The organism is Thalassospira xianhensis MCCC 1A02616 (assembly GCF_003326475.1).
In the GTDB taxonomy this organism is placed as follows: domain Bacteria; phylum Pseudomonadota; class Alphaproteobacteria; order Rhodospirillales; family Thalassospiraceae; genus Thalassospira; species Thalassospira xianhensis.
Window position 1 is genome coordinate 104,816 of record NZ_JPWA01000012.1, and the last position, 21,869, is coordinate 126,684.

Consider the following 21,869-nt stretch of genomic DNA (forward strand, 5'->3'; position numbering starts at 1 on the left):
AAGCAGCCCCCGAGCACCGCCGTTGTCCCACAGACAAACGCCAGCGTCCGTATTCTTCGAACTGCCTGTTTGACACTATTTTCCATCATGAGAAGGATTGTCTGCGATCAGCCGTTAACAATCCGTAAGCAGATGCAATAATCGGCTCAGAATTCTTCGGTGCCCGGCAACATCGGGACAAACCGGACCGGCATCAGTTCGGTCACATCAATCCCTGTCGGCGTACGCAGAACACGCAGCAATAACTGGGTATGGGATACCTCACCAACCGGCACGACCATGATCCCGCCAATAGCCAGCTGGTCGACCAGAACCGGCGGCACATCTTGGGCTGCGGCCGTAACGATAATACGATCAAACGGTGCCTGCGCCTTCCAGCCAAGCCCGCCATCGCCATGCAAGGTCGAAATCGTATGCAGGCCAAGTTCACGGAATTTGTCTTCGGCCTCACGCAGAAGCGGTTTGTGACGTTCAAGCGTATAAACCCGGCGCGCCAGCTTGGCGAGGATCGCCGCCTGATATCCCGACCCTGTACCGACCTCAAGCACCTTCATGCGATCGTTAAGTTCAAGCGCCTGCGTCATAAGGGCAACGATATAGGGCTGCGAAATCGTCTGCCCCTTACTGATCGGAAGGGCAACATTTTCCCACGCCCGACTGACAAATGGCTCGGCCACAAAAATTTCGCGCGGAATGCTGGCCAAAGCACATAAAACGCTTTCGTCATGGATCCCGTCATTGCGCAGGATCGCAAGCAGATTTTCGATTTCGGCTTCTCGGGCAATGACAGGCTCGTTCACGGAAATGCCTTTGTCAGTTTTGCATGCGTCTCGTAATGGGTGAAATCGAGACTGATCGGAGTTACCGAAATATCGCCCCTCTCGATGACCCGCAAGTCCGCATTTTCATCCTTGGGCAATTCCGATTTGATCGCCCCAATCCAGTAATAGGGCTCACCACGTGGATCAAGGCGTTCGGCAATATGATCGCCAATCTTGCGCTGCCCCTGTCTCGAAACCTCGATACGAGCCCCGCCTTTGCGTTCGGCTTCCGGGAAATTCACATTGATCAGAACCCCTTTGGGCCAGGTCGTATGAATAAGGGTTTCCGCCACTGACAAAAGTTGCTTTTCCGCCACCGACCAGTCAATCAGATTGCCAGAGAAATACTGCGAAAATGCAATTGCCGGCACATTCAGCAAAGTTGCTTCCATTGCTGCCGCAACAGTTCCCGAATAGGTTACATCCTCGCCAAGATTGCCGCCGCGGTTGATCCCGGACAGAACAATATCCGGCGGGTTGTCGCGCATGATCTGCTGAAGGGCAAGCAGAACGCAATCGGTTGGCGTTCCGTCGACTGAAAAATGCCGCTCGTCACGTTTGCGGATTCGCAACGGATGGCGCAGAGTCAATGAATGCCCGGCCCCGCTTTGCTCCGTCGTTGGTGCGACTACCCAGACATCGTCGGAAAGCGAACAGGCAAGCTTTTCCAGAAGCCTAATACCCGGCGCATCAATCCCGTCATCGTTGCTGATAAGGATGCGGGCATTTTTCAGATCGACCATGTGAGCCCTCTATACGCGCGGTGAAATGACCTCGACACCACCCATATAGGGCTTCAATGCGTCAGGAACGCGGATGGAGCCATCAGCCTGCTGATAGTTTTCCATCACTGCAATCAGGCAGCGACCGACCGCAAGCCCCGACCCGTTCAGGGTATGGACAAAGCTGGTTTTCTTGTCACCCGCAGCACGATAACGTGCATTCATGCGGCGTGCCTGGAAGTCACCCGTGTTCGAGCAGGACGAAATCTCGCGATATTTGCCCTGCCCCGGAAGCCAAACCTCGATATCAAACGTCTTGCGCGCTGCAAAACCGATATCCCCAGAACACAGAACTACCGTCCGGTATGGAAGTCCAAGGCGTTCCAGAACCACCTCCGCGCAGCGGGTTTTGCGGTCAAGTTCCTCGTTTGATTTCTCTGCGGCTACAACCGACACCATTTCAACCTTTGAAAACTGGTGCTGGCGGATCATGCCACGCGTATCACGCCCGGCCGAACCGGCTTCCGAACGGAAACACTGCGTCAGCGCGGTATAGCGCAGCGGCAACGCGGCTTCGTCGAGAATCTCGCCCGCCACCTGATTGGTAAGCGTCACTTCGGATGTCGGGATCAGCCACATATCGTTAGTGGTTCTAAACGAATCCTCTGCAAATTTCGGCAGCTGACCGGTACCAAACATCGCATCGTCACGCACCAGCATCGGCGTGATGGTTTCCTCATAACCATGCTCGGTTACATGAAGGTCCAGCATAAATTGCCCAAGTGCGCGTTCAAGTTTGGCAAGACCACCACGCAGAATCACAAAACGCGCCCCCGAGAGTTTGGCGGCGGTTTCAAAATCCATCATGCCAAGCTTGTCGCCGATCTCGAAATGTTCAAGCGGCTGGAAATCAAAGCTGCCGGGCGTGCCCCATTTACGCACCTCGACATTGTCATCTTCGTTTTCGCCTGAGGGTACGTCGGCATCCATAACGTTTGGCAGCGACGACAGCAAAAGATCAAGCTGTTCGTTAAGGCTCGCCTGCCCGTCCTCGGCATCCTTGATCCGGTCTTTGAGCGTGCCCATCTCGGCCATCAGGTCGTCGGCATTGTCGCCACTCTGGCGCAGTTTGCCGATCTCACCGGAAATGGATTTGCGGCGCGCCAGCATTTCCTGATGCTCGGTCATCAGACGACGACGTTCTGCATCGATATCGATCAGACGCTGGGCGGTCATTTCAACCTTGCGCGCGGTCATCGCCGCGTCAAAGGCGTCGGGATTGTCACGAATCCATTTAATGTCGTGCATGAAACGGCACCTTATTCTTCAACTATTCGGGCAATTATTCGGGCTTTTATACGATGGGGTGGACGCTTGGTCCACCCCGTCAGATCGGTCTTTCGAGAACCGGATAATTCAATCAGCGCGCACTATTGAAATCATCCTCGTCATCGTCGCCTTTCGCGGAGCCCGAAGATCGGGATGACGAAGGCGTATCAGACTTTAGCGCAGAACCGGCAAGTGCCTTGAAATCGCTCTTGTCGTCCGGTTTATCGTCGCCATAATCTGCGGCCGCAGCAGCCGAACCCTGGGCGTCGACGTCGTCCTTGCTGCTTTCAATATCTTCTTCGTCCCCGTCAAGCTCGGCGTCTTCTTCCGCTTCGCGCTTCGCTCGTTTACGTTCCGATAACCGTGCCATCACGATGGAAATTTCGTACAGGATGATAATCGGAATAGCCAAACCAACCTGTGAAATCAAATCGGGTGGCGTCAGGATCGCAGCAAAAACAAAGGCGATCACAACCGCATATTTACGCCGCTTGGCAAGTGATTCTGCGGTCACGATCCCGGCACGCGCCATCAGCGTCAGCAACACCGGTAATTGGAAACACAGGCCAAAAGCGAAAATCAGCTTCATAACCAGCGAGAGATATTCGCCAACCTTTGCTTCAAGCTGAATGGCAAGCCCTGCTGCCCCACCCGCACTTTCAAAGCTGAGGAAGAATTTCCAAGCCAACGGCATGATCAGGTAATAAACTAGCGCACCGCCTGCCAAGAACAGGATCGGCGTTGCAAACAAGAACGGCATGAATGCCGAGCGTTCATTCTTGTATAGCCCCGGTGCGACAAACGCCCATAACTGCCCAAGAAATACTGGTGCCGAAACAAAGCACGCTGCAAAAAACGAAACCTTCACATAAGTGAAGAATACCTCGGTCAACGCGGTATAAATCATGCGCCGATCCGGCCCCATAACATCTGCCAGAGGCCGGACAAGGAAGCCGTAGATATCCTCGACGAAGTAATAGCAAATGCCGAAAGTGATAAAGAGTGCCAGAACCGCCCAGGTCAGACGATTCCTAAGCTCGATCAAATGCTCCATAATGGGCATCTGCTTGTCATGCGACTGCATGTTCACGCCTGGCTCTCCGGATGATCAGTTTTCTTATCCGCAGCAGCAGGTTTCGCCGATTCAGCGGCATCGGGCTTCGGTGCTGTGGTTTTGGTTTCCGATTTGCTATCGGGCTTGTCTGCCGGTTTATCCGCCGCTTTGGGGGCAGCTTTAGGTTCGGCAATCTTGTTTTCAATGAAGTCCGATGTACTCGAACGCGCATCCGTAACCTGCTTGCGCAGATCATCAAGTTCGGCTTCACGAATTAGATTATCAATGCCGCCCTGAAATTCGCGCGCCATACCGCGCACTTTTTTCCAGTAACCAGCAAGCTTGTACAGCACATGGGGCAAATCCTTGGGGCCGACGACGAACAATGCGACGACGGCCACAAGTGCCATTTCGGTCCAGCCGATATCAAACATGGAACACGCCTATCTGAAGGAAACCCGACAGACGATCAGGATTTCACGGAATCCTTGTCTTTGCTTTCGGCAGAAACCGAAGCAGACGTGTTGTTCTCGATGGTTTTGGCCGAAGCAGCGCTGTCTTCGTCTTTTTCGTTGATGCCTGCTTTGAAGCTCTTGATCCCTTTACCCATGTCACCCATGACTTTCGGCAGCTTACCGGCACCAAAGATGATCAGGACAATCGCCAGAATCAGAACGATTTGCCAAACGCCAATACCCATAACTTCTATCTCCAAAGATCCAATCTGCCATGCGGCGAGAATGCCCGGATAATGGCAGAAAGCCCCCCACTGTGCAATGCAACGATTGTGAATATACCGCGCACCGCTACGAACCTGTAAGTTTGTTTCTCAGTCCTGTCAGGCTGGTTTCACGTTTGAAACGAGCTTAATTCATAGGAAACACAAAGGTCATGTCAGGATCAAGCGTAATAGCGACCGAACCCTGATTTACTGACGAAAGTCTACGTGGCACGCGCGCATGAACATGCCCGCCTGCATGCAGCGACAAATGCATCAGACTGATCTCACCAAGTGACCGAACCGCATCTACACGGGCCAGAACGTCATGACCGTTCATCGCCTCGCCAACATGCAATCCTTCGGGCCGGACAAGTACTTCGACTCTGGTGCCATCGGCAAATGCATCATGCGACACTTTGCCAAGCGGCGTTGCTATGACACCGCTTTGCACCGTTCCGGAAAAACGGTTCACCTCGCCAAAGAAGGACGCAACAAAACGGTTCTGCGGACTAAAATAAAGGTTTTCGGGTGTGCCATCCTGCATCACCTGCCCTTCATTCATCACAATAATTCGATCCGCCATATACATCGCTTCTTCGGGATCATGGGTTACCATGATCGTCGCGATACCGGCATTTTTCAAAACATGCAGTGTCGTATCGCGAAGTTCCGCGCGACGCGCAACATCAAGGCCCGAAAACGGTTCGTCAAGAAGCATCACACGCGGGGTCGGCGCCAGTGCCCGGGCAAGGGCAATGCGCTGTTGCTGTCCACCGGACAGTTCATGCGGATAAGCATTGTAATAGTCGGCCATGCCAACCTGCCGAAGCGCGCGCTCGACCGCCTCTTTACGTTCCGCATCATTTTGGGATCGCAGGCCGAACCCGATGTTCTTTGCAACGCTTAAATGCGGAAACAAGGCGTAGTCCTGAAACACCATGCCAACACCGCGCTTCTCCGGCTCAAGATATTCTCCCGGCCGCGCAACAAGCTGATCATTGATAGAAACACTGCCCTGCTGAAGCTTTTCGAGCCCGGCGGCAATGCGCAATGCGGTTGTCTTGCCGCATCCCGAAGGCCCCAGCAGACAAACAAGTTCGCCCGGTGCCACATCAAAGCTGATATCTTTGAGAACCTGGGTACTGCCAAAATCATGGCTGACATTGGACATTCTCAAGCCGTCTGGCATCAGATCTCTCTTTATTCTTTTGCCGGGGAAGCCCTGCAAATAAGTTGCAAAATCTTTCCCAGATTTAATCCTACCGAACAGTGCATGCAAGAAGCTGGATCAAAGAAGCTTGATAAAAGATGGCCAAAGAGCCTCTTTAACGGCTCTCTGCGTCGTATTCTTCTTCCAGATTGGGATTGTCGCTATAGATGGTTTCATCGAGATCGGCCAGATTGCGGGTCGTAAGGGCTTCCTCGACAACCGCATCCGTGACCTCGCCATCGTCAACCAGATCGGGCAATGCTTCCTCGTCGGAACTGGCCCCATACCGCCCCATACCCGGACGGCTATCAAGCAATCCTGCGGCCTTCAAATCAGCAAGTCCGGGCAGATCGTCGCGATGTTCAAGCCCGAAGTGATCAAGAAAATCATCCGTCGTTGCCCAAAGAACCGGACGTCCCGGCACGCGTTTACGCCCGCGTGGCCGTATCCATTTCGCTTCCAGCAGGATATCAAGCGTCCCCTTGGACAGGGCGACACCGCGGATTTCTTCAATCTCGGAACGCGTGACCGGTTCGTGATAGGCAATGATCGCCAGCGTTTCCAGCGTCGCACGCGTCATCTTCTTGGCTTTTTCGACCTCGATATGCAGATCACCCGCAAGGTCGGCCGCTGTGCGAAACGCCCATTTCTCGCCAACGCGGTTCAAATTTATTCCGCGTTCTGAATAATTTGCCTGTAATTCTTTGAGCAAAACGGAAACATCCGAACCTTCGGGCAAACGCGCGGCAAGAACCCGTTCACTGACCGGTTCGGCAGACGCAAACAGCACAGCTTCAACAATTCGAAGATGCTGAAAATCGATTTGCGGACCATGTTCGATACCGTCGATTTCAAACTGCGGGTCGGTTACTGTCTCAGTCGCCATTATTATCCATCCCTGCCCCGGATTTGGCTCCGAGCTTGTCCATATCGCTGTAATCCCCGGATGCGATGTCCAATTCAGGATCGCGTCTTTTTTGCGGTGACCTCAGCATGATCGGGCCAAACACCTGCTCCTGCGAGATTTCCAACTCGCCATCGCGGCACATTTCAAGACTGGCGACAAAATGCGCTGCCAATGCTGACCGTGCCTTTAACGGCGTACCAAGTCCGTGGGGCATAAATTCCAAAAGCTTGGTCCAGGTTGGCACCACGCGACGCCCGAACAAATCACGCAACCGCCGGATCGCATCATCCATGGCATAAAGATCAAATGCCTCGATCTCCAGTGTCTTGGATTCAGATGTCAGCATAATCTGCGCATAGGCTTTCAACAGGTCATAAAGCGACGCATCGTAAACCGACGCCGTCGTAACCCTGACTTCTTCCGGATCACCGCGACCAAAGAAATCCCGCCCCAGATTGGGCCGTTCCAACAGCTTTTCACCAGCCGCTTTCATCGCCTCCAGACGTTTCAGCTGAAACGCCAGAAGTTCGGCCATTTCCTCTGCACTAAGTTCTTCCTCGTCACTGTCCTGCTTTGGCAGCAGCAGTCGCGATTTCAGATAAGCCAGCCAGGCAGCCATCACCAGATAGTCAGCTGCCAGTTCCAGCCGCAATTCACGCGCGGTATTGATGAAATTCAGATACTGTTCGGCCAATTCAAGGATCGAAATCCTGATGATATCGACCTTCTGATCACGCGCCAGCTCCAGCAAAAGGTCAAGCGGCCCCTCAAACCCGTCCAGATCGAGCATAAGGCGTTCGGCAAGGCTTGGCCCATCATCAACGGGCGCCTGGTCAAATATTTCGTCTGGAATATCGAGCTCGAACTGTTTGGCCATAATCCCCCCGGACCGCCCGCCTCATATCAGGCGAAAATACCGGCCAGAAAATCAACAAGCGCCGATGCCGGTTCAATCACCAGCCAATGGAAAATCGGCAGATTAACGCCAAGAAGCCCCGTGACATAAGGCAAGAGGAAGATCAGCGCGATCAAAAGGATCATGCCGGTTTTTTCCATACGCGCCAAGACCCGCGCGATGGGCATCGGCGATATCGCCGTCAAAACGCGCCCACCATCCAGCGGCGGGATTGGCAGCATGTTAAACACCGCAAGGATGCAGTTCAGCCAGATCGACTGCTGCAATGTTGTTGCCAGCCAGTCATTAACCGCCGCTGAAAAGGACGGCAGCCCGACCAGCAACAGGATCGATACAATCGCCAGCAAAACATTGGTTGCCGGCCCTGCAATCGCAACTCCGATCACGCCAAGACGCTGTGGATGCAGACGATGGAACGCAACCGGCACCGGCTTGGCATAGCCAAACAGGAACGGTGCACCGGTCAATAACAGTAAACCGGGGATCAGAACCGTGCCCACCGGATCAATATGGCGGATCGGGTTCAGGCTAAGCCGACCGGCGCGCTGTGCCGTATCGTCACCAAACAGCTTGGCGGCAAAGCCGTGTGCCGCCTCGTGCAGCGTCACTGCCAGCAATACGGGCAAAACCCACGTGGACGCGGAAATGATAATCTCGATAATGTCGTTCACGTATTGAGCTTCCTCTGCGCTTAAACCTCGGCCGACCAGACCGGTGACAGCAACTCATCCAGTCGGGCCTGCCAGTCGGAAATCTGCGCCGATGATGGCTGCGCAACGTTAAAACCGGCAATCTGATTGCTCAGCAATTGCGAACGTGTCAGCGCCTCGCCGGCAAGTTTCGGAGCCATCGAGACGACTTCTTCCATTTCCGTGCGTTTGCCATTGCAATGAAGCGCGATATCACAACCTGCGGCAAGGCATTCATGGGTCCGGCTGGCAATCGAACCACCAAGGGCTTCCATCGACAGATCATCACTGATCAGAAGATTTTCAAACCCGATATCACCGCGGACAATTTCGGAAATGACCTTGGCCGATACGGTGCCCGGACGCTGATCATCAATCGCGGTAAACAGCAAATGCGCCGACATCGCCGCAACCACATCCTTCATCTGACGAAACGGTTCGAAATCAAGGCGGCTCAGTTCTTCACGCGATGCGGTCACGATCGGCAAATCCTTGTGGCTGTCAACCGACGCGCGGCCATGACCGGGAATATGCTTGATGACCGGCGCGATGCCGCTGTCAAGCAATCCGGCGGCAACCGCGCTTGCCAGCGGCACAATCTGTTCGACCCTCGCCCCATAGGAACGATCACCAACCACGTCACTCATACCAGGAAAACGAATATCAAGCACCGGTGCACAGGTAATATTAAACCCTGCATCACGCAGATCGACGGCCATCAGACGCGCATTGATATAGGCGGCTTCGCGTGCATCTTCTGGCGCTGTTTCAAATAATTGGCCAAACACACCGGCTGCCGGAATTTTACGCCAGTGAGGCGGTTTCAGACGCATGACGCGTCCGCCTTCCTGATCGACGAAAATCGGCACATTGATATTGCCGACAACCTCGCGCAGTTGATTGTTCAGTGCCCTGACCTGCTTCTGATCCGTGATATTGCGGGCAAACAGGATAAAGCCATAGGGATCGGCTTGACGAAAAAAGCCCTTCTCCCAATTGCTTAACTCTGTACCTTCAACACCAAGAATACAGGCGCGCGGTTTTCTTACCTCAAGGCCGGACAATCAGGCACCCCACATTGCGTTGTTTCAAATTACCACAAAGCGTTTCAGCCGCAGCAGCATCTGACAGCGGACCGGCCTGCAGCCGATAAAATACGCCCTTGTCGCCAAGATCGGCACGCTTCAGATACATCTGAAGATTACCAAGCAAGTCCTTGTTTTTCGATGATAATCTTTTCCATTCCGCTTCGGCACCTGATGTATCGCGAACCGACGCCAGCTGAATGCGGAAATCCTGTTCCGATACGCTGCCTGTACTGGAGACATCCGGTTGGGCGTCCTGCTCTCTGGCTTTGGCGGCGGCAATCGCCTTTTCTGCGTCACTTGGGGCAGCTGTCGTCATCCCGGCCGGTGCTGTCGCAGCCGCATTATCATCCCCGTTCGAACCATTTGACACGGCACCGGCAACAATTTCTGCCTCTGGCGTCTGTTCGATCACGGCGGGGGCTTCAGCACTATCAAGGGGTGGCATGACATCGGGGGCCTTCGGCATATCCGGCAATTCCTGAAGAACCACCTGATCCTCGGGCTGACTACTGTCTAGCTGCTCGTAAATTGTCGTATCCCGGTGCGGAACTTCCATTCCGCCGGGGTCATCAGGCCGCAACTTGATCGGTAGCGGATCGGGCAAAAGGATCGGCAACTTGCCTTCTTCCTGTGCCGGTTGCCCCTGATTATAGAACCAGTAACCCGCACTACCCAAACCACCACCAACAATCACAAGACCAAGAACGATCGTTCCGACCCCTTTGGCCAAGCCCCCACCAGGGGCTTTTCTGCCTGCCTCATGGTGACGTTGCTCCGCACGAAGGCCGAAACCCTGTTCTTCGTTCATCGTGATTACATCTCCTCGACCGGGGCAACGCCCAGTACATCAAGCCCCGACGCAATCACCAGTGCGGCGGCACGGATCATAGCAAGGCGCGCCTGCGTCACCGCAAGATCATCGGCAACGATAAAGCGCAGTGCCGTGTTATCGCGCCCCTTGTTCCACAATGCATGGAATTCGGCAGCAATTTCGCTCAGGAAGAATGCGATACGGTGCGGTTCATGGGCAACGGCAGCCTGTTCAACGATACGCGGCCATTCCGCCATTCGACGCACCAGCATCTTTTCGTCTTCCGACGCCAAGGCCGACAGATCAGCCCCGACCAGCGCCGCATCCGAGAAATCCTGATTTGGGAACGCTTCACGGGCCTGACGGAACACCGAATTGACACGTGCATGGGCATATTGAACGTAAAAGACCGGGTTGTCTTTGGACTGTTCGGTGACCTTGGCGAAATCGAAATCAAGTGTCGCGTCGTTTTTACGTGTCAGCATGATGAAACGCACGACATCCTTGCCGACGCGCTCGACAACATCACGCAGGGTCACAAATGTCCCGGCACGTTTTGACATTTTGACCGGCTCACCATTGTCAAACAGGCTGACCAATTGGCACAGCTTGACATCAAGGTCGCCCTCGCCGCCCGTAATCGCCTTGGTCGCTGCCTTCATGCGTTTGACGTAACCGCCATGATCGGCACCGAAAATATCGATCATGTGGTTAAAACCACGTTCGTATTTATCGAAGTGATAGGCAATGTCAGACGCGAAATAGGTCCAGCTGCCATCCGACTTTTTCAGCGGGCGATCAACATCATCGCCAAATTCGGTCGCCCGGAACAGGGTCTGCGGGCGCGGCTCCCAATCATCGGGGGTTTTGCCTTTTGGCGGTTCCAGAACGCCGACATAAATGTCGCCCTTCTTCTCAAGATGTTCGAACGCGGCCTGTACCTTGCCTGCGGCAACCAGTCCTGCTTCGGACGTAAAGACATCATGATCAACGCCCAGAAGACGCAGGTCTTCCTTGATCAATGCCATCATCTCGACAATGGCAAAACCGCAGAATTCTTCCAACCAGTCTTCTTCGGGTGCATTGACCCATTTATCACCATCACGGGCCGCAAGCTTTTTGCCCGGCGCGACCAGATAATCACCCGGATAAAGACCTGCCGGGATTTCATCGATGGTTTCGCCAAGCGCTTCGCGGTAACGCAGATGCAGAGAACGCGCCAGAACATCAACCTGTGCACCCGCATCGTTGATGTAATATTCCTTGGTCACATCATAACCGGCCTTGGCCAGAAGATTTGCCAGAACATCACCGACAACCGCCCCACGACAATGGCCGACATGCATCGGACCGGTCGGGTTGGCCGACACATATTCGACATTCATCTTGGTGTTTGCACCAAGATTGCTGTTGCCATAGGTCTTGCCGTTTTCAAGCACTTCAGTGATCTGAGACAGCCAGAAATCATCGGCCATGCGCAGATTGATGAAACCGGGTCCGGCGATCTCGACCTGTTCGATATGGTCAAGCGAGCCGAGCTTTTCAGCAAGCTTTTCGGCCAGATCTCTCGGCTTCATTCCAGCGGCCTTGGAAAGCAGCATCGCGGCATTGGTCGCGGCATCGCCATGCGCGGCATCGCGCGGCGGTTCGACCGTGATACGTGCGGTATCGCTGCCAGCGGGCAGAACGCCGTCTTTTTCAAGGGCGAGAATCTGGTTCTCGATGTCGCTTTTCAACAGGCTGAAAACATTCATCACTTTTGGTCTTTGCAAATTTCGTTCATGGTCCATCACGACCATTTTGATGTGGCTGTTTTGGGACATTTCGCATCAAAACGCAAGCAACCGCTTGGTTGCACTGCTCTCAGGTTTTGACATTTCTGCCATGCACGCTAAATAGAGCCTTAAGGAACACGATCAGGCTGTGCTAAAGTTGGCACCATGATCGTCAATATACCCGTTGGGTTGCCCGTGAATGGTTCGTTGAATGGAATATCGCGGGATAGCACATCAAGGAGTGTCGAATGACGGAAACTGCCCGGCAGGTCCAGATGACCGAAAGTGCGGCAAAACGCATCCAGGAACTGATTGCCAGCGACGGCAAATCGGACATGATGTTGCGCCTTCAGGTCTCGGGCGGCGGATGCAGCGGTTTTCAGTATGAATTCTCGCTCGATTCCGACAAGACCGAAGAAGACCACATTTTCGAAAACCACGGTGCGAAAATGGTGATTGATGACGTGTCGCTCGACCTGCTCGGCGGCGCGGAAATCGACTTTGTTCGCGAACTGGTCGGTGCGGCCTTTCGTGTGAATAATCCGAACGCAACGTCATCATGCGGTTGCGGATCCAGTTTCTCGATTTGATCCGCATCGGAAAAACGATTTATAAAACGGGGTTCGTCTTTTACGGACCCCGTTTTGTTTGGACATAATGCTGTTATGTCCGTGCAGAAAGCTGCAGAATTCATCCCGAACACCGAGGCCCGCATGAAAATCACCACCTGGAACGTCAACTCGATCAAGGCCCGCCTGCCCAATATCCTTGAATGGCTTGGGGACGCAAAGCCCGATGTTGTCCTGCTTCAGGAAACTAAAACCGTCGATGACGGCTTCCCGGCTATGGAAATAGAGGATCTCGGCTATAATATCGCCCTGCACGGCCAGAAAACCTATAACGGGGTGGCGATCTTATCCAAATTTCCCATTGAGGATGTCGAACGCGGCCTTCCGGGTAATGATGATGACGAACAGGCCCGCTATATCGAAGCCGTTATAGCCGCACATCGACCGATTCGCGTGGCTTCAATCTATGTCCCGATGGGAAGTGAGGTCGGATCGGAGAAATTCGAATACAAACTGAATTTCCTGGACCGGCTGATCAAACGCTTCGAGAAAATCCGTGAAAGTGGTGATGCTGCGGTGATGGGCGGCGATTACAATATCGCGCCCGATGATTCCGATGTTTACGATCCGATCAAGCTGCATGAGACCGTTCTATGCTCGACCATAGAGCGCAAGAAACTGCGGACCATGATGAATATGGGCTACACTGATGCGTTCCGGACCTTCAATCCGCAGGGGCATCAATATAGCTGGTGGGATTACCGTGCCGGGGCATGGAACAAGGATAATGGCCTTCGCATCGACCACCTGCTGCTGACCCCAGCGGCGGCAGATAGGCTTAGCGCATCAGATATTGATCGCGACCCGCGCGCCAAGGAAAAGGCATCGGATCACACCCCGGTCTGGTGCATGATCGACGAATGATCCGAAAACCCGATCCAATCAGGATTTGATGGCCGATATGAAATGCAAAAGGGCAGCAGAATAACCTGCTGCCCTTTTTTGTAGCTCGGCGATTTGAACGCAAATAACCAAAAAAACCGGTCGCCTGTGCGTTTGGGAGCCGCGACCGTTCTTCCTATTCAGCTGCCTGCTGCAAAACACCCCGATAGGCAACGATATCTTCGATGCTGATCACGACAATGTCGTGCTGCTGCGCATAGGAAATCAGTTCGGGCAAACGCGCCATGGTGCCGTCCGGATTGGTCACTTCACACAGCACGCCAGCCGGTTTGAAGCCCGCCAGACGCATCAGATCGACCGTACCTTCGGTATGGCCACGACGTTCCAGAACGCCGCCCGCACGCGCACGCAGCGGGAAGACATGCCCCGGACGGGCAAGGTCATCCGGCTTTGCTCCATCGGCAATTGCGGTTTTGACCGTGGTCACGCGATCAGCAGCGGAAACACCGGTGGTCACGCCAACCTTGGCTTCGATCGAGACGGTAAATCCGGTTCCCATGCTCGACGTGTTGTTGGCGACCATCGGCGGCAGATCAAGTGCCGTTGCCATTTCATCTGTCAGGCACAGGCAAACGATCCCGCTGCAATCGCGGATCAGCATCGCCATCTGTTCATTGGTCAGATTTTCTGCGGAAAAAATAAGATCGCCTTCATTTTCGCGATCTTCATCATCGACGACCAGAACCCCCTTGCCATTGCGCAAATCCGAAAGTGCACGTTCCATACGCGTAATCGGATCGCCAAAGATCGAAAGTCCCGGTTCCTGATGAACACTCTGATTCATAACGGTTCTCCGTTTAAGGAGCTTACGAATCAAGGCATCAAAAGAAAGGCCTGAGCGCCCAGCAAAGCTGAACGCCAGTCATAGGCAGACGACAACAGGTTCCCCCGTTATCCGTCACGCTTTATCCTCTCCCATCCGGACTTTTACCGTCGGCTCCGGAATTACACCAGATCTGCTGACCCTGCCAAATTGCTTTAGCAGGCGCTCGCGGGCTTTCCTGAAATCAGGATTACCGCCGGTCAGGAATTACACCCTGCCCTGAGAATAAGCGCCGTGTTTCAACGACATGCCTGATCACCCTTGACCAAGCATCCGCACTTTAGAAAATGAAAAGATGGTTGTCAAACCTGCTGACGCGACATACGTGGAAACACTTTGTTGCCAGAGAAAGATTTGCGCGCGTCAAATCTCTGCCAGGATTTTTCCAGCCTTGAAATGGAAATCACAACCGTTTTTGCGTAATTCGCGCGGTGCCCATTGGCAAACAGCGCATTTGCGGTCTGACGTTGTGCCCCGCGATTTGCATTCCTTGTTCAGATACTTGCCCAGAAGTGCATCAATGTAACTACCCTGGAAAGCATCCACACCAAGGCTTCGCCCCATGCGCAATGCCGTACGGCTGTCACACCGTGTCAGGATCAGATTGCGATCTGCAAAAATGGACGCAAACTCGCGCAGACGGTCAGTTGCCTCCGCTCGTTTAGACCCAATGATGTTTTGATCCCATATGACTTTGATAAAATCGACATTGATCTTGCGCGGGGAAAGGAATTCAAGCGATGGCAGGGTAATGCGATCAAGCCCGACCCTAACCCCTGCGGAATGCAACAATTTGCAGGCATCTTCAAATTCCCACCAATCAGCAATCGCGTTTTCAAGCGATATCTCGATCGACAGATTTTCGGCGAATCGGCTATCTTCCGACCCAAGAAACTCGGCAAAGCGATCGCTGAATATAGTCTGCACCATCATATTCAGATGCAGGGTATCTGGCAGCATCTGCGGTGCCAAACTTTTCGTAATATCCATCACCTTTTCATCAAGAACCCGCGATAGAATTTCGACTTCGCCGGGGCCCTCAAGCAGGAAACTGGCCAAATGATGCTGGCGCAGATAATCGAGCGAACAGTAGAGCTCATGACCAAGAATTTCGCGACGGCTGTCATGGAACTCAAGGATCGCCTGACGACGGCAGGAGTCAAAAACCGCTTCCTCCGTGATCGCCCCTCGCAGCATTTCAGCCATGTCAAAACGTTGCAGACTTTCGCTTGCGAAATGGTTCTCTTCGGGCAGGTCAAGCAGATTGTAAAGGGTGTTACGATCCTCGGGCCAGCGCAATTCATGCCAAAGTTTAACGGGCAAATCACCCAGCCCCTGACGGCTGATAACGTCCTTTAGCGTTTCGTTGACACTGGTAATGAAAGTATCAACATCGCCGAATGCTTTGACTAACCTGATAAAAACCACCATCCCGTTTTCAAGGCGGTATTCCTGTGTCTTTTCAGGAAGGTGATGGAATGCGTCACGTGAAATATCATGATAGTCCTGCGGCTCAAGACGCAAGGACACCGGAATATCAAGAAGACCAACAATCGGCCGTTTACCATTCGCCGCATATTTGCGAAGGCTTTCAACAAACCTAGCGAGGCTGAGTTCCGATTTTGTTGAAGACGCGGTCATGTGCATTCCCGTCCAAAGGCGTGGGGGATGAACATGCCTTATTGAAGTTAATTTTAGCTAAACATCTATACCAAGGCATAGGGATTTTTCGATTTCGACTTCCAATTGCATAAGAATATCTGTTTTGACCTGATCAGGCTTGAACGCAACGTCATCAATCGAATGAACAAATCGTATTCCTTGCAAGGCATTACAGACAAAAACCGTTTCCATGGATAGCAGTTCATTCGGAAGAATAGATGTCTCATGCACAACAACATCAAGATCATTACACCAATCAATGATGAATTGCCGGGCCAATCCGGGGACGATGCCGTTATCGGCAGGTGGCGTGTAAAATGCACCATCGCGAACACCAAACAGATTGGCAATTGTCGTTTCCGCAACAGAACCGTCGACGGAAAGGACAAGTGCCTCGTCCGCACCACTGGCAGCAGCTTCACGACGTGCAGCAATATTATCCAGATAATTCACGCTTTTGATCCGGTTTGCAACGGACCACGGATTGCGCCGCACCTGTTTTGATGTCGCAAGGACCAAACCGTTATCTTGTGCCGGTTTTGCAAAATGGGCCGCCGTCATCATGACCGTTGGATGACATTTCGCGGGCGGCAACAAGCCACGCGGACCACTGCCACGCGTAACGGTCAGGCGAATAACGGCATCTTCCCCGTCAAATTCAGCGCAGAGCAGACCAACAGCATCCGCGATCTCGGAAATATCTGGCAGCAAATCCGGGATAAACCCGGTTAGTTCCGCGTGGCTTTTAAGGCGTTCGTGATGCCGGTCAAGCCATGCCACCCTGCCCCTGTGTGACCGCATGGTTTCAAAAATGCCATCCCCCAACAGCAACCCGCGATCCGTGACCGCAATATGCGCGTCCTCCTGGTCAATGATATTGCCGTTAAGCCAGACTTTCATCACGACGCCGCCTTTCGCTCAACGGCCGCCCCGGCAATCGTCAGAAAGTTCGATAGCAGATCATGCCCCTGCTCGGTAAGGACGGCTTCGGGATGAAACTGAACGCCAAAGATCGGCAGGTCCCGATGGGCAAAAGCCATTATTTCGCCGTTTGGACCTGTGGCAGTCTGCACCAAAGAACCATCCACCGGCAGATCAACAATCAGCGAGTGATATCGCGTTACCGTCAACGGAGATTTGATGCCGTTGAAAAGTGCCGATCCATCATGCGTAATCGCAGATGTCATCCCGTGAACCGGACGGTTCGCTCGTTTCACGGTGCCGCCAAATACCTGTGCGATGGACTGGTGTCCCAAACAGACGCCCAGCATCGGATATTCGCCAGCCAATGCGGTAATCAAATTAATACTGTTTCCCGCCTCGTCCGGGCCGCAGGGACCGGGGGAAAAGACAACGGCATCCGGGTTCAATCGGCGAACTTCCGCAACATCAATCCGGTCATTGCGCACAACTTCAACCTGCTGACCAAGTTCCACAAAATAGCGCGCCAGATTGAAAACAAATGAATCGTAGTTGTCGATCAACAGGATCATTTTGACCCAATCCGTCTGTGACGTTGTCCAAGGTATTGTTTAAGCGTGGTGATCTTACAGCACATCGGGATTAATCCCCAGAGCTTCGAAAAGCTTGGCAGCCTTGACCAGCGTTTCGTTATATTCGGCTGCCGGGATACTATCGGCAACGATACCGCCACCGACATTGAATGCCATGCGCCCCTTGTTCACGCAAATACTGCGGATCGCAATGTTGGTATCCATACTGCCATCAAAGCCAATGAAGCCGATCGCCCCGCAATATGCGCCGCGTGTTGATCCTTCGAGTTCGGTGATGATTTCCATCGCACGAATTTTCGGCGCCCCCGTAATGGATCCGCCCGGGAAGCAGGCGGCCAGCAAATCCACGGCAGTCTTTCCATCTTGCAATGCCCCCGTGACGGTCGAAACCAGATGATGGACGTTGGCATAGCTTTCAAGCATGCAAATCTGTGGTGTTTCGACAGTATGCGGCTTGCAGACTTTCGATAAATCATTGCGCAAAAGATCAACAATCATAATGTTTTCTGCACGATCCTTTGTAGATAACATTAATTCCTGTGCCAGTTCAGCATCTTCGACGGGCATGCTGCCACGCGGTCGGGTTCCCTTGATCGGTCTGGTTTCAACATGACCGTTGGTGACCTTCAAAAACCGTTCAGGCGAGTTGGACAAAACCGCGACCTCGCCAAAATTCAGGAAAGCCCCAAAAGGTGCCGGGCTGGCAAGACTTAGACGACGATAAAGGTCAAAACGTTTCGGGATGGCATCATGGGCATATTCGGCCCGGAAGCTTTGCGACAGATTGGCCTGAAAAATGTCACCGGCATGGATATAATCAACGACGGTCTGAACGGCGTCTTCATACCCGGCACGGTCAAAGTTCGATTGCCATCGTATGATATCGGGCACAGACGGTGCATCGGGCATCTCGTTCATGGGGCGCGCCAGACGCAGGTATTTGCGGATCAATCCCATACGATCGGCCGCGCGTTTTTCCCGTGCTGGCGAGGATGTTTCGGGAATCCCCGTCGAAATAAGCCACATGCGGCGGTCAAGTTGGTCGAATGCTATGACAAGATCATAGATGCCAACCGCCATGTCCGGCATATTGAGCCAGTCTTTCGGGGCAAGGGGCAGCGATTCGAGCTGTTGCGCAAGCTCATAACCGAAATAACCGACAGCCCCGCCCTGAAACGGGGGTAATTTCGGATCGGCTTCCACGCTATAGCGTGCCATCAGATCGGCAAGAACAGCGAAGGGATCACCGGGAACAGGAAAACCGTCAAGATTTACCTGCCCGTTCTTAGCAGTCAGTTTATGCAACGGAGATGCAACAACATAAGCAAAGCGGTCACGGTCACCGGAATCAAGAAAATGACTGTCTGCGAACCCGGCAAAAGCACCGTAAGCGTCAAGCGGTTCGATATAGGGGCATTCTTCAATCAGCATTTTACGGTTTCGACCTGTGGTCCGGATAACGTTGCGGCGGATTGCGGTGTGACGGGATGGTCGCCAATTTATGCGATTCTGGCATTCTGGCGAGGATGAATTTCAAAAATCTGTCAAAGATATTGTTCCCTGAAACGCAAAAGGGCCAATCCGATGGATTGGCCCTTTGACGTCATGACATCAACCGGAATTACATCGCCGCGATGCGGGCATGTGCTTCCTGCAGTTTGGCAAGGGTATCGCGGGCTTCCTCAAGCTTGGCTTTTTCGGTCGCGACAATATGTTCAGGTGCGCGGCTGACAAAAATTTCATTGGAAAGCTTGCCTTCCTGCCCCTTGATATATTTGTTTTTGCCGTCGATTTCCTTTTCAAGGCGGGACTTTTCAGCAGCAACATCGATGAAATCGGCAACCGAAACAAATACGGTCACACCGTCAACAACGGTCTGGATTGCCCCTTTGGCGATGGTTGCGACATCGCCCTGCCCCTTGAATTCAACCGCTGCCACACGTGCCAAGCGTTTAACCTGGGCTTCCTGTGCGCTAACAGCGGCCTTCATGGCATCGGATGCATCGACCAGATAGATCGGAACCTCGGCTGCGGGCGGTACGTTCATTTCGGAACGAACGCCACGAATGTTACCGATCAGACGGATCGCAAGATCGATTTCATCCTCGGCGGCACGGTCAATCAGGGTATCGTTGAATTTCGGATAAGCCTGCGACATCAGAAGCGTCGCACGATTGTCAGCCGACTTTTCCCAAAGTTCTTCGGTGATGTAAGGCATGATCGGGTGCAGGATAAGAAGAATCTGATCAAGAACCCATGCGGTCACCGCGCGGATTTCGGCCTTTGCTTCCTCGTCCTGGCCCATCAGAACCGGCTTTGCCAGTTCCAGATACCAGTCACAGAAAGTCCCCCAAACGAACTGATATGCACCGTTTGCAGCATCGTTAAAACGATAGCTTTCGATACCAGATGCTACGGTTTTGGCAGCTTCGGCGGTTTTGCCAACGATCCAGCGTGCCAGTGTCGAATTGACATTGGCGGGATTGAAACCATCAACCGGTTTGCATTCGTTCATCTCAGCAAAGCGGGCCGCATTCCAAAGCTTGGTCGCAAAGTTCCGGTACCCTTCGACGCGGGACGCGGCAAGCTTGATATCCCGGCCCTGTGCAGCCAGTGCCGTCAAGGTCAACCGCAGAGCGTCGCAGCCATACTCGTCAATCAGTTCCAAAGGATCAATCACGTTGCCCTTGGATTTCGACATCTTCTGACCGTGTTCATCACGGACCAGCGCATGGATATAGACATCCTTGAACGGAACCTCACCATCCATGAAGTGCATGCCCATCATGATCATGCGGGCAACCCAGAAGAAGATGATGTCAAAACCGGTAACCAACACATCGCCCGGATAGTATTTGTTCAGTTCCGGGGTTTTATCCGGCCAGCCAAGGGTCGAGAACGGCCACAGTGCCGACGAGAACCACGTATCAAGAACGTCGGTTTCCTGCGTCAGTTCAACATCCTTACCGAAATGCGCCTTGGCAGTAGCCAAGGCTTCTTCTTCGGTTTCCTCGACAAAGATTTCACCGTCCGGACCGAACCATGCCGGAATACGATGCCCCCACCACAGCTGGCGCGAAATGCACCATGGCTGAATGTTGCGCATCCATTCGAAATAAGTGTTTTCCCAGTTCTTGGGCACAAATTTGATACGGCCGTCTTCAACTGCCTCGGTCGCCGGTTTGGCAAGAACTTCGGCATTTACGAACCACTGATCGGTCAGGTAAGGCTCGATCACAACGTTTGAACGGTCCCCATACGGAACCATGTGAACTGTATCTTCGATCTTTTCGAGAAGACCGAGCTCTTCCATTTTGGCGACGATCAGTTCACGTGCTTTGAAACGATCAAGACCACGATATTCTTCGGGCGCTTCGTCATTGATGCGCGCATGGTCATCCATGATGTTGATCTTTTCAAGATCATTGCGCTTGCCAACTTCAAAGTCGTTGAAATCATGTGCCGGGGTGATTTTAACCGCGCCCGACCCTTTTTCAGGATCAGCATATTCATCGGCAACGATTTTGATGCGGCGGCCAACGATCGGCAGAATGCAATATTGCCCAATCAGGTTCTGGTAACGTTCATCTTCGGGATGAACCGCAACACCGGTATCGCCAAGCATGGTCTCCGGACGGGTAGTGGCAACGGTGATGAACTGACCTTCCTTGCCCTCGATCGGGTATTTGAAGTGCCAATAGTGGCCTTTAACTTCTTTCTGAACGACCTCAAGGTCGGAAATCGCGGTCAGAAGTTTCGGGTCCCAGTTAACCAAACGCTTGTCACGATAGATCAGGCCCTGTTTGTACAGGGTAACGAATACCTTGCGTACGGCAGCCGACAGGCCATCATCCATGGTGAAACGTTCACGTGGCCAATCTGGCGATGCGCCCAAACGACGAAGCTGGTTGGTGATGGTCCCACCGGACTTTTCTTTCCATTCCCAGACTTTTTCGATGAACTTTTCGCGACCAAGGTCATGGCGCGTGATGTTCTGTTCGCCAAGCTGGCGTTCAACAACCATCTGCGTTGCGATACCCGCGTGGTCGGTACCAGGCTGCCACAGGGTATCTTTGCCAGACATCCGGTTATAGCGCACCAGGATATCCTGCAGCGTAAAAGTCAGCGCATGCCCCATATGGAGGCTGCCGGTTACGTTGGGCGGCGGCATCATGATGACGTAGGGATTGGCATTCGATGCCGGATCGGCGGCAAAAGCCCCCGATTTTTCCCATTTATCGTAAAGTCTGCCTTCAACGTCGGCCGGGCTGTATGTCTTCTCCAACATGGTCTTT

21 protein-coding genes and 1 riboswitch are annotated in these 21,869 nt (G+C 53.2%); of the genes, 2 read left to right on the forward strand and 19 right to left on the reverse strand.

What is annotated here, in order from left to right:
• Positions 1–146 precede the first annotated feature (146 nt).
• The 13 genes from TH5_RS11735 to argS all read right to left on the reverse strand — a co-directional run bounded on the left by TH5_RS11735 (position 147) and on the right by argS (position 12,022).
• The gene (locus TH5_RS11735; protein ID WP_114122021.1) at positions 147–800 is read right to left on the reverse strand and encodes a protein-L-isoaspartate(D-aspartate) O-methyltransferase; all 654 of its coding nucleotides are present in this window, start codon (positions 798–800) and stop codon (positions 147–149) included.
• Positions 797–1,564 carry a 5'/3'-nucleotidase SurE gene (surE, locus tag TH5_RS11740; RefSeq protein WP_114122022.1) on the reverse strand — a complete coding sequence of 256 codons (768 nt, stop codon included), beginning with the start codon at positions 1,562–1,564 and terminating at the stop codon, positions 797–799. The genes TH5_RS11735 and surE overlap by 4 nt, the downstream gene beginning before the upstream one ends.
• 9 nt (positions 1,565–1,573) lie before the next feature.
• Entirely contained in the window at positions 1,574–2,851 is a 1,278-nt protein-coding gene (serS, locus tag TH5_RS11745) for a serine--tRNA ligase (RefSeq protein ID WP_114122023.1), read from the reverse strand.
• Between the two features lie 112 nt (positions 2,852–2,963).
• Positions 2,964–3,956, reverse strand: a complete 993-nt coding sequence (tatC, locus tag TH5_RS11750) for a twin-arginine translocase subunit TatC (RefSeq protein ID WP_385968823.1) — start codon at positions 3,954–3,956, stop codon at positions 2,964–2,966.
• 2 nt (positions 3,957–3,958) lie between these two features.
• A complete protein-coding gene (gene tatB / locus TH5_RS11755) occupies positions 3,959–4,360 on the reverse strand; it encodes a Sec-independent protein translocase protein TatB (RefSeq protein ID WP_114122025.1) in 402 nt (133 codons plus the stop codon).
• Positions 4,361–4,395: 35 nt separating this feature from the next.
• Positions 4,396–4,626: a twin-arginine translocase TatA/TatE family subunit gene (gene tatA / locus TH5_RS11760; protein WP_007089633.1), complete on the reverse strand. Its 231-nt coding sequence runs from the start codon at positions 4,624–4,626 to the stop codon at positions 4,396–4,398.
• Between the two features lie 166 nt (positions 4,627–4,792).
• A complete protein-coding gene (locus TH5_RS11765; protein ID WP_114122026.1) occupies positions 4,793–5,836 on the reverse strand; it encodes an ABC transporter ATP-binding protein in 1,044 nt (347 codons plus the stop codon).
• Between the two features lie 136 nt (positions 5,837–5,972).
• Complete coding sequence (scpB, locus tag TH5_RS11770; RefSeq protein WP_114122027.1) at positions 5,973–6,743, reverse strand: SMC-Scp complex subunit ScpB; 771 nt, start codon at positions 6,741–6,743, stop codon at positions 5,973–5,975.
• Positions 6,733–7,641, reverse strand: coding sequence for a segregation and condensation protein A (locus TH5_RS11775; protein ID WP_114122028.1), 909 nt, complete (start codon positions 7,639–7,641; stop codon positions 6,733–6,735). The genes scpB and TH5_RS11775 overlap by 11 nt, the downstream gene beginning before the upstream one ends.
• 26 nt (positions 7,642–7,667) lie before the next feature.
• On the reverse strand, positions 7,668–8,351 hold the full coding sequence (locus tag TH5_RS11780; protein ID WP_097050288.1) for a site-2 protease family protein: 684 nt from the start codon (positions 8,349–8,351) through the stop codon (positions 7,668–7,670).
• Positions 8,352–8,371: 20 nt separating this feature from the next.
• The gene (gene nagZ, locus TH5_RS11785; RefSeq protein WP_114122029.1) at positions 8,372–9,433 is read right to left on the reverse strand and encodes a beta-N-acetylhexosaminidase; all 1,062 of its coding nucleotides are present in this window, start codon (positions 9,431–9,433) and stop codon (positions 8,372–8,374) included.
• Positions 9,420–10,265, reverse strand: coding sequence for an SPOR domain-containing protein (locus TH5_RS11790; protein WP_114122030.1), 846 nt, complete (start codon positions 10,263–10,265; stop codon positions 9,420–9,422). The genes nagZ and TH5_RS11790 overlap by 14 nt, the downstream gene beginning before the upstream one ends.
• 5 nt (positions 10,266–10,270) lie before the next feature.
• Positions 10,271–12,022 carry an arginine--tRNA ligase gene (argS, locus tag TH5_RS11795; RefSeq protein ID WP_114122031.1) on the reverse strand — a complete coding sequence of 584 codons (1,752 nt, stop codon included), beginning with the start codon at positions 12,020–12,022 and terminating at the stop codon, positions 10,271–10,273.
• 269 nt (positions 12,023–12,291) lie between these two features.
• Between argS and erpA the strand changes: the two genes are divergently transcribed.
• Together erpA and xth are read left to right on the forward strand one after the other, a co-directional pair.
• Positions 12,292–12,633, forward strand: coding sequence for an iron-sulfur cluster insertion protein ErpA (gene erpA / locus TH5_RS11800; RefSeq protein WP_062948968.1), 342 nt, complete (start codon positions 12,292–12,294; stop codon positions 12,631–12,633).
• Positions 12,634–12,756: 123 nt separating this feature from the next.
• Complete coding sequence (gene xth, locus TH5_RS11805) at positions 12,757–13,536, forward strand: exodeoxyribonuclease III (RefSeq protein ID WP_167443531.1); 780 nt, start codon at positions 12,757–12,759, stop codon at positions 13,534–13,536.
• Between the two features lie 154 nt (positions 13,537–13,690).
• Here xth and ribB read toward each other — a convergent pair whose 3' ends face one another.
• The 6 genes from ribB to TH5_RS11835 all read right to left on the reverse strand — a co-directional run bounded on the left by ribB (position 13,691) and on the right by TH5_RS11835 (position 21,862).
• On the reverse strand, positions 13,691–14,359 hold the full coding sequence (ribB, locus tag TH5_RS11810; RefSeq protein WP_114122033.1) for a 3,4-dihydroxy-2-butanone-4-phosphate synthase: 669 nt from the start codon (positions 14,357–14,359) through the stop codon (positions 13,691–13,693).
• A gap of 119 nt (positions 14,360–14,478) precedes the next feature.
• Positions 14,479–14,629, reverse strand: a riboswitch (FMN riboswitch).
• Positions 14,630–14,761: 132 nt separating this feature from the next.
• Complete coding sequence (locus TH5_RS11815) at positions 14,762–16,039, reverse strand: EAL domain-containing protein (protein ID WP_114122034.1); 1,278 nt, start codon at positions 16,037–16,039, stop codon at positions 14,762–14,764.
• A 57-nt stretch (positions 16,040–16,096) separates the two neighbouring features.
• Positions 16,097–16,960 (reverse strand): aminotransferase class IV, encoded by an 864-nt coding sequence (locus tag TH5_RS11820; protein ID WP_244204896.1) that lies wholly within the window; start codon positions 16,958–16,960, stop codon positions 16,097–16,099.
• The gene (locus tag TH5_RS11825; protein WP_114122036.1) at positions 16,960–17,553 is read right to left on the reverse strand and encodes an anthranilate synthase component II; all 594 of its coding nucleotides are present in this window, start codon (positions 17,551–17,553) and stop codon (positions 16,960–16,962) included. Before TH5_RS11825 ends, TH5_RS11820 begins: the two co-directional genes overlap by 1 nt.
• 54 nt (positions 17,554–17,607) lie before the next feature.
• Positions 17,608–19,005, reverse strand: a complete 1,398-nt coding sequence (pabB, locus tag TH5_RS11830) for an aminodeoxychorismate synthase component I (protein WP_114122037.1) — start codon at positions 19,003–19,005, stop codon at positions 17,608–17,610.
• Between the two features lie 190 nt (positions 19,006–19,195).
• Positions 19,196–21,862: a valine--tRNA ligase gene (locus TH5_RS11835; RefSeq protein WP_114122038.1), complete on the reverse strand. Its 2,667-nt coding sequence runs from the start codon at positions 21,860–21,862 to the stop codon at positions 19,196–19,198.
• Positions 21,863–21,869: the final 7 nt, after the last annotated feature.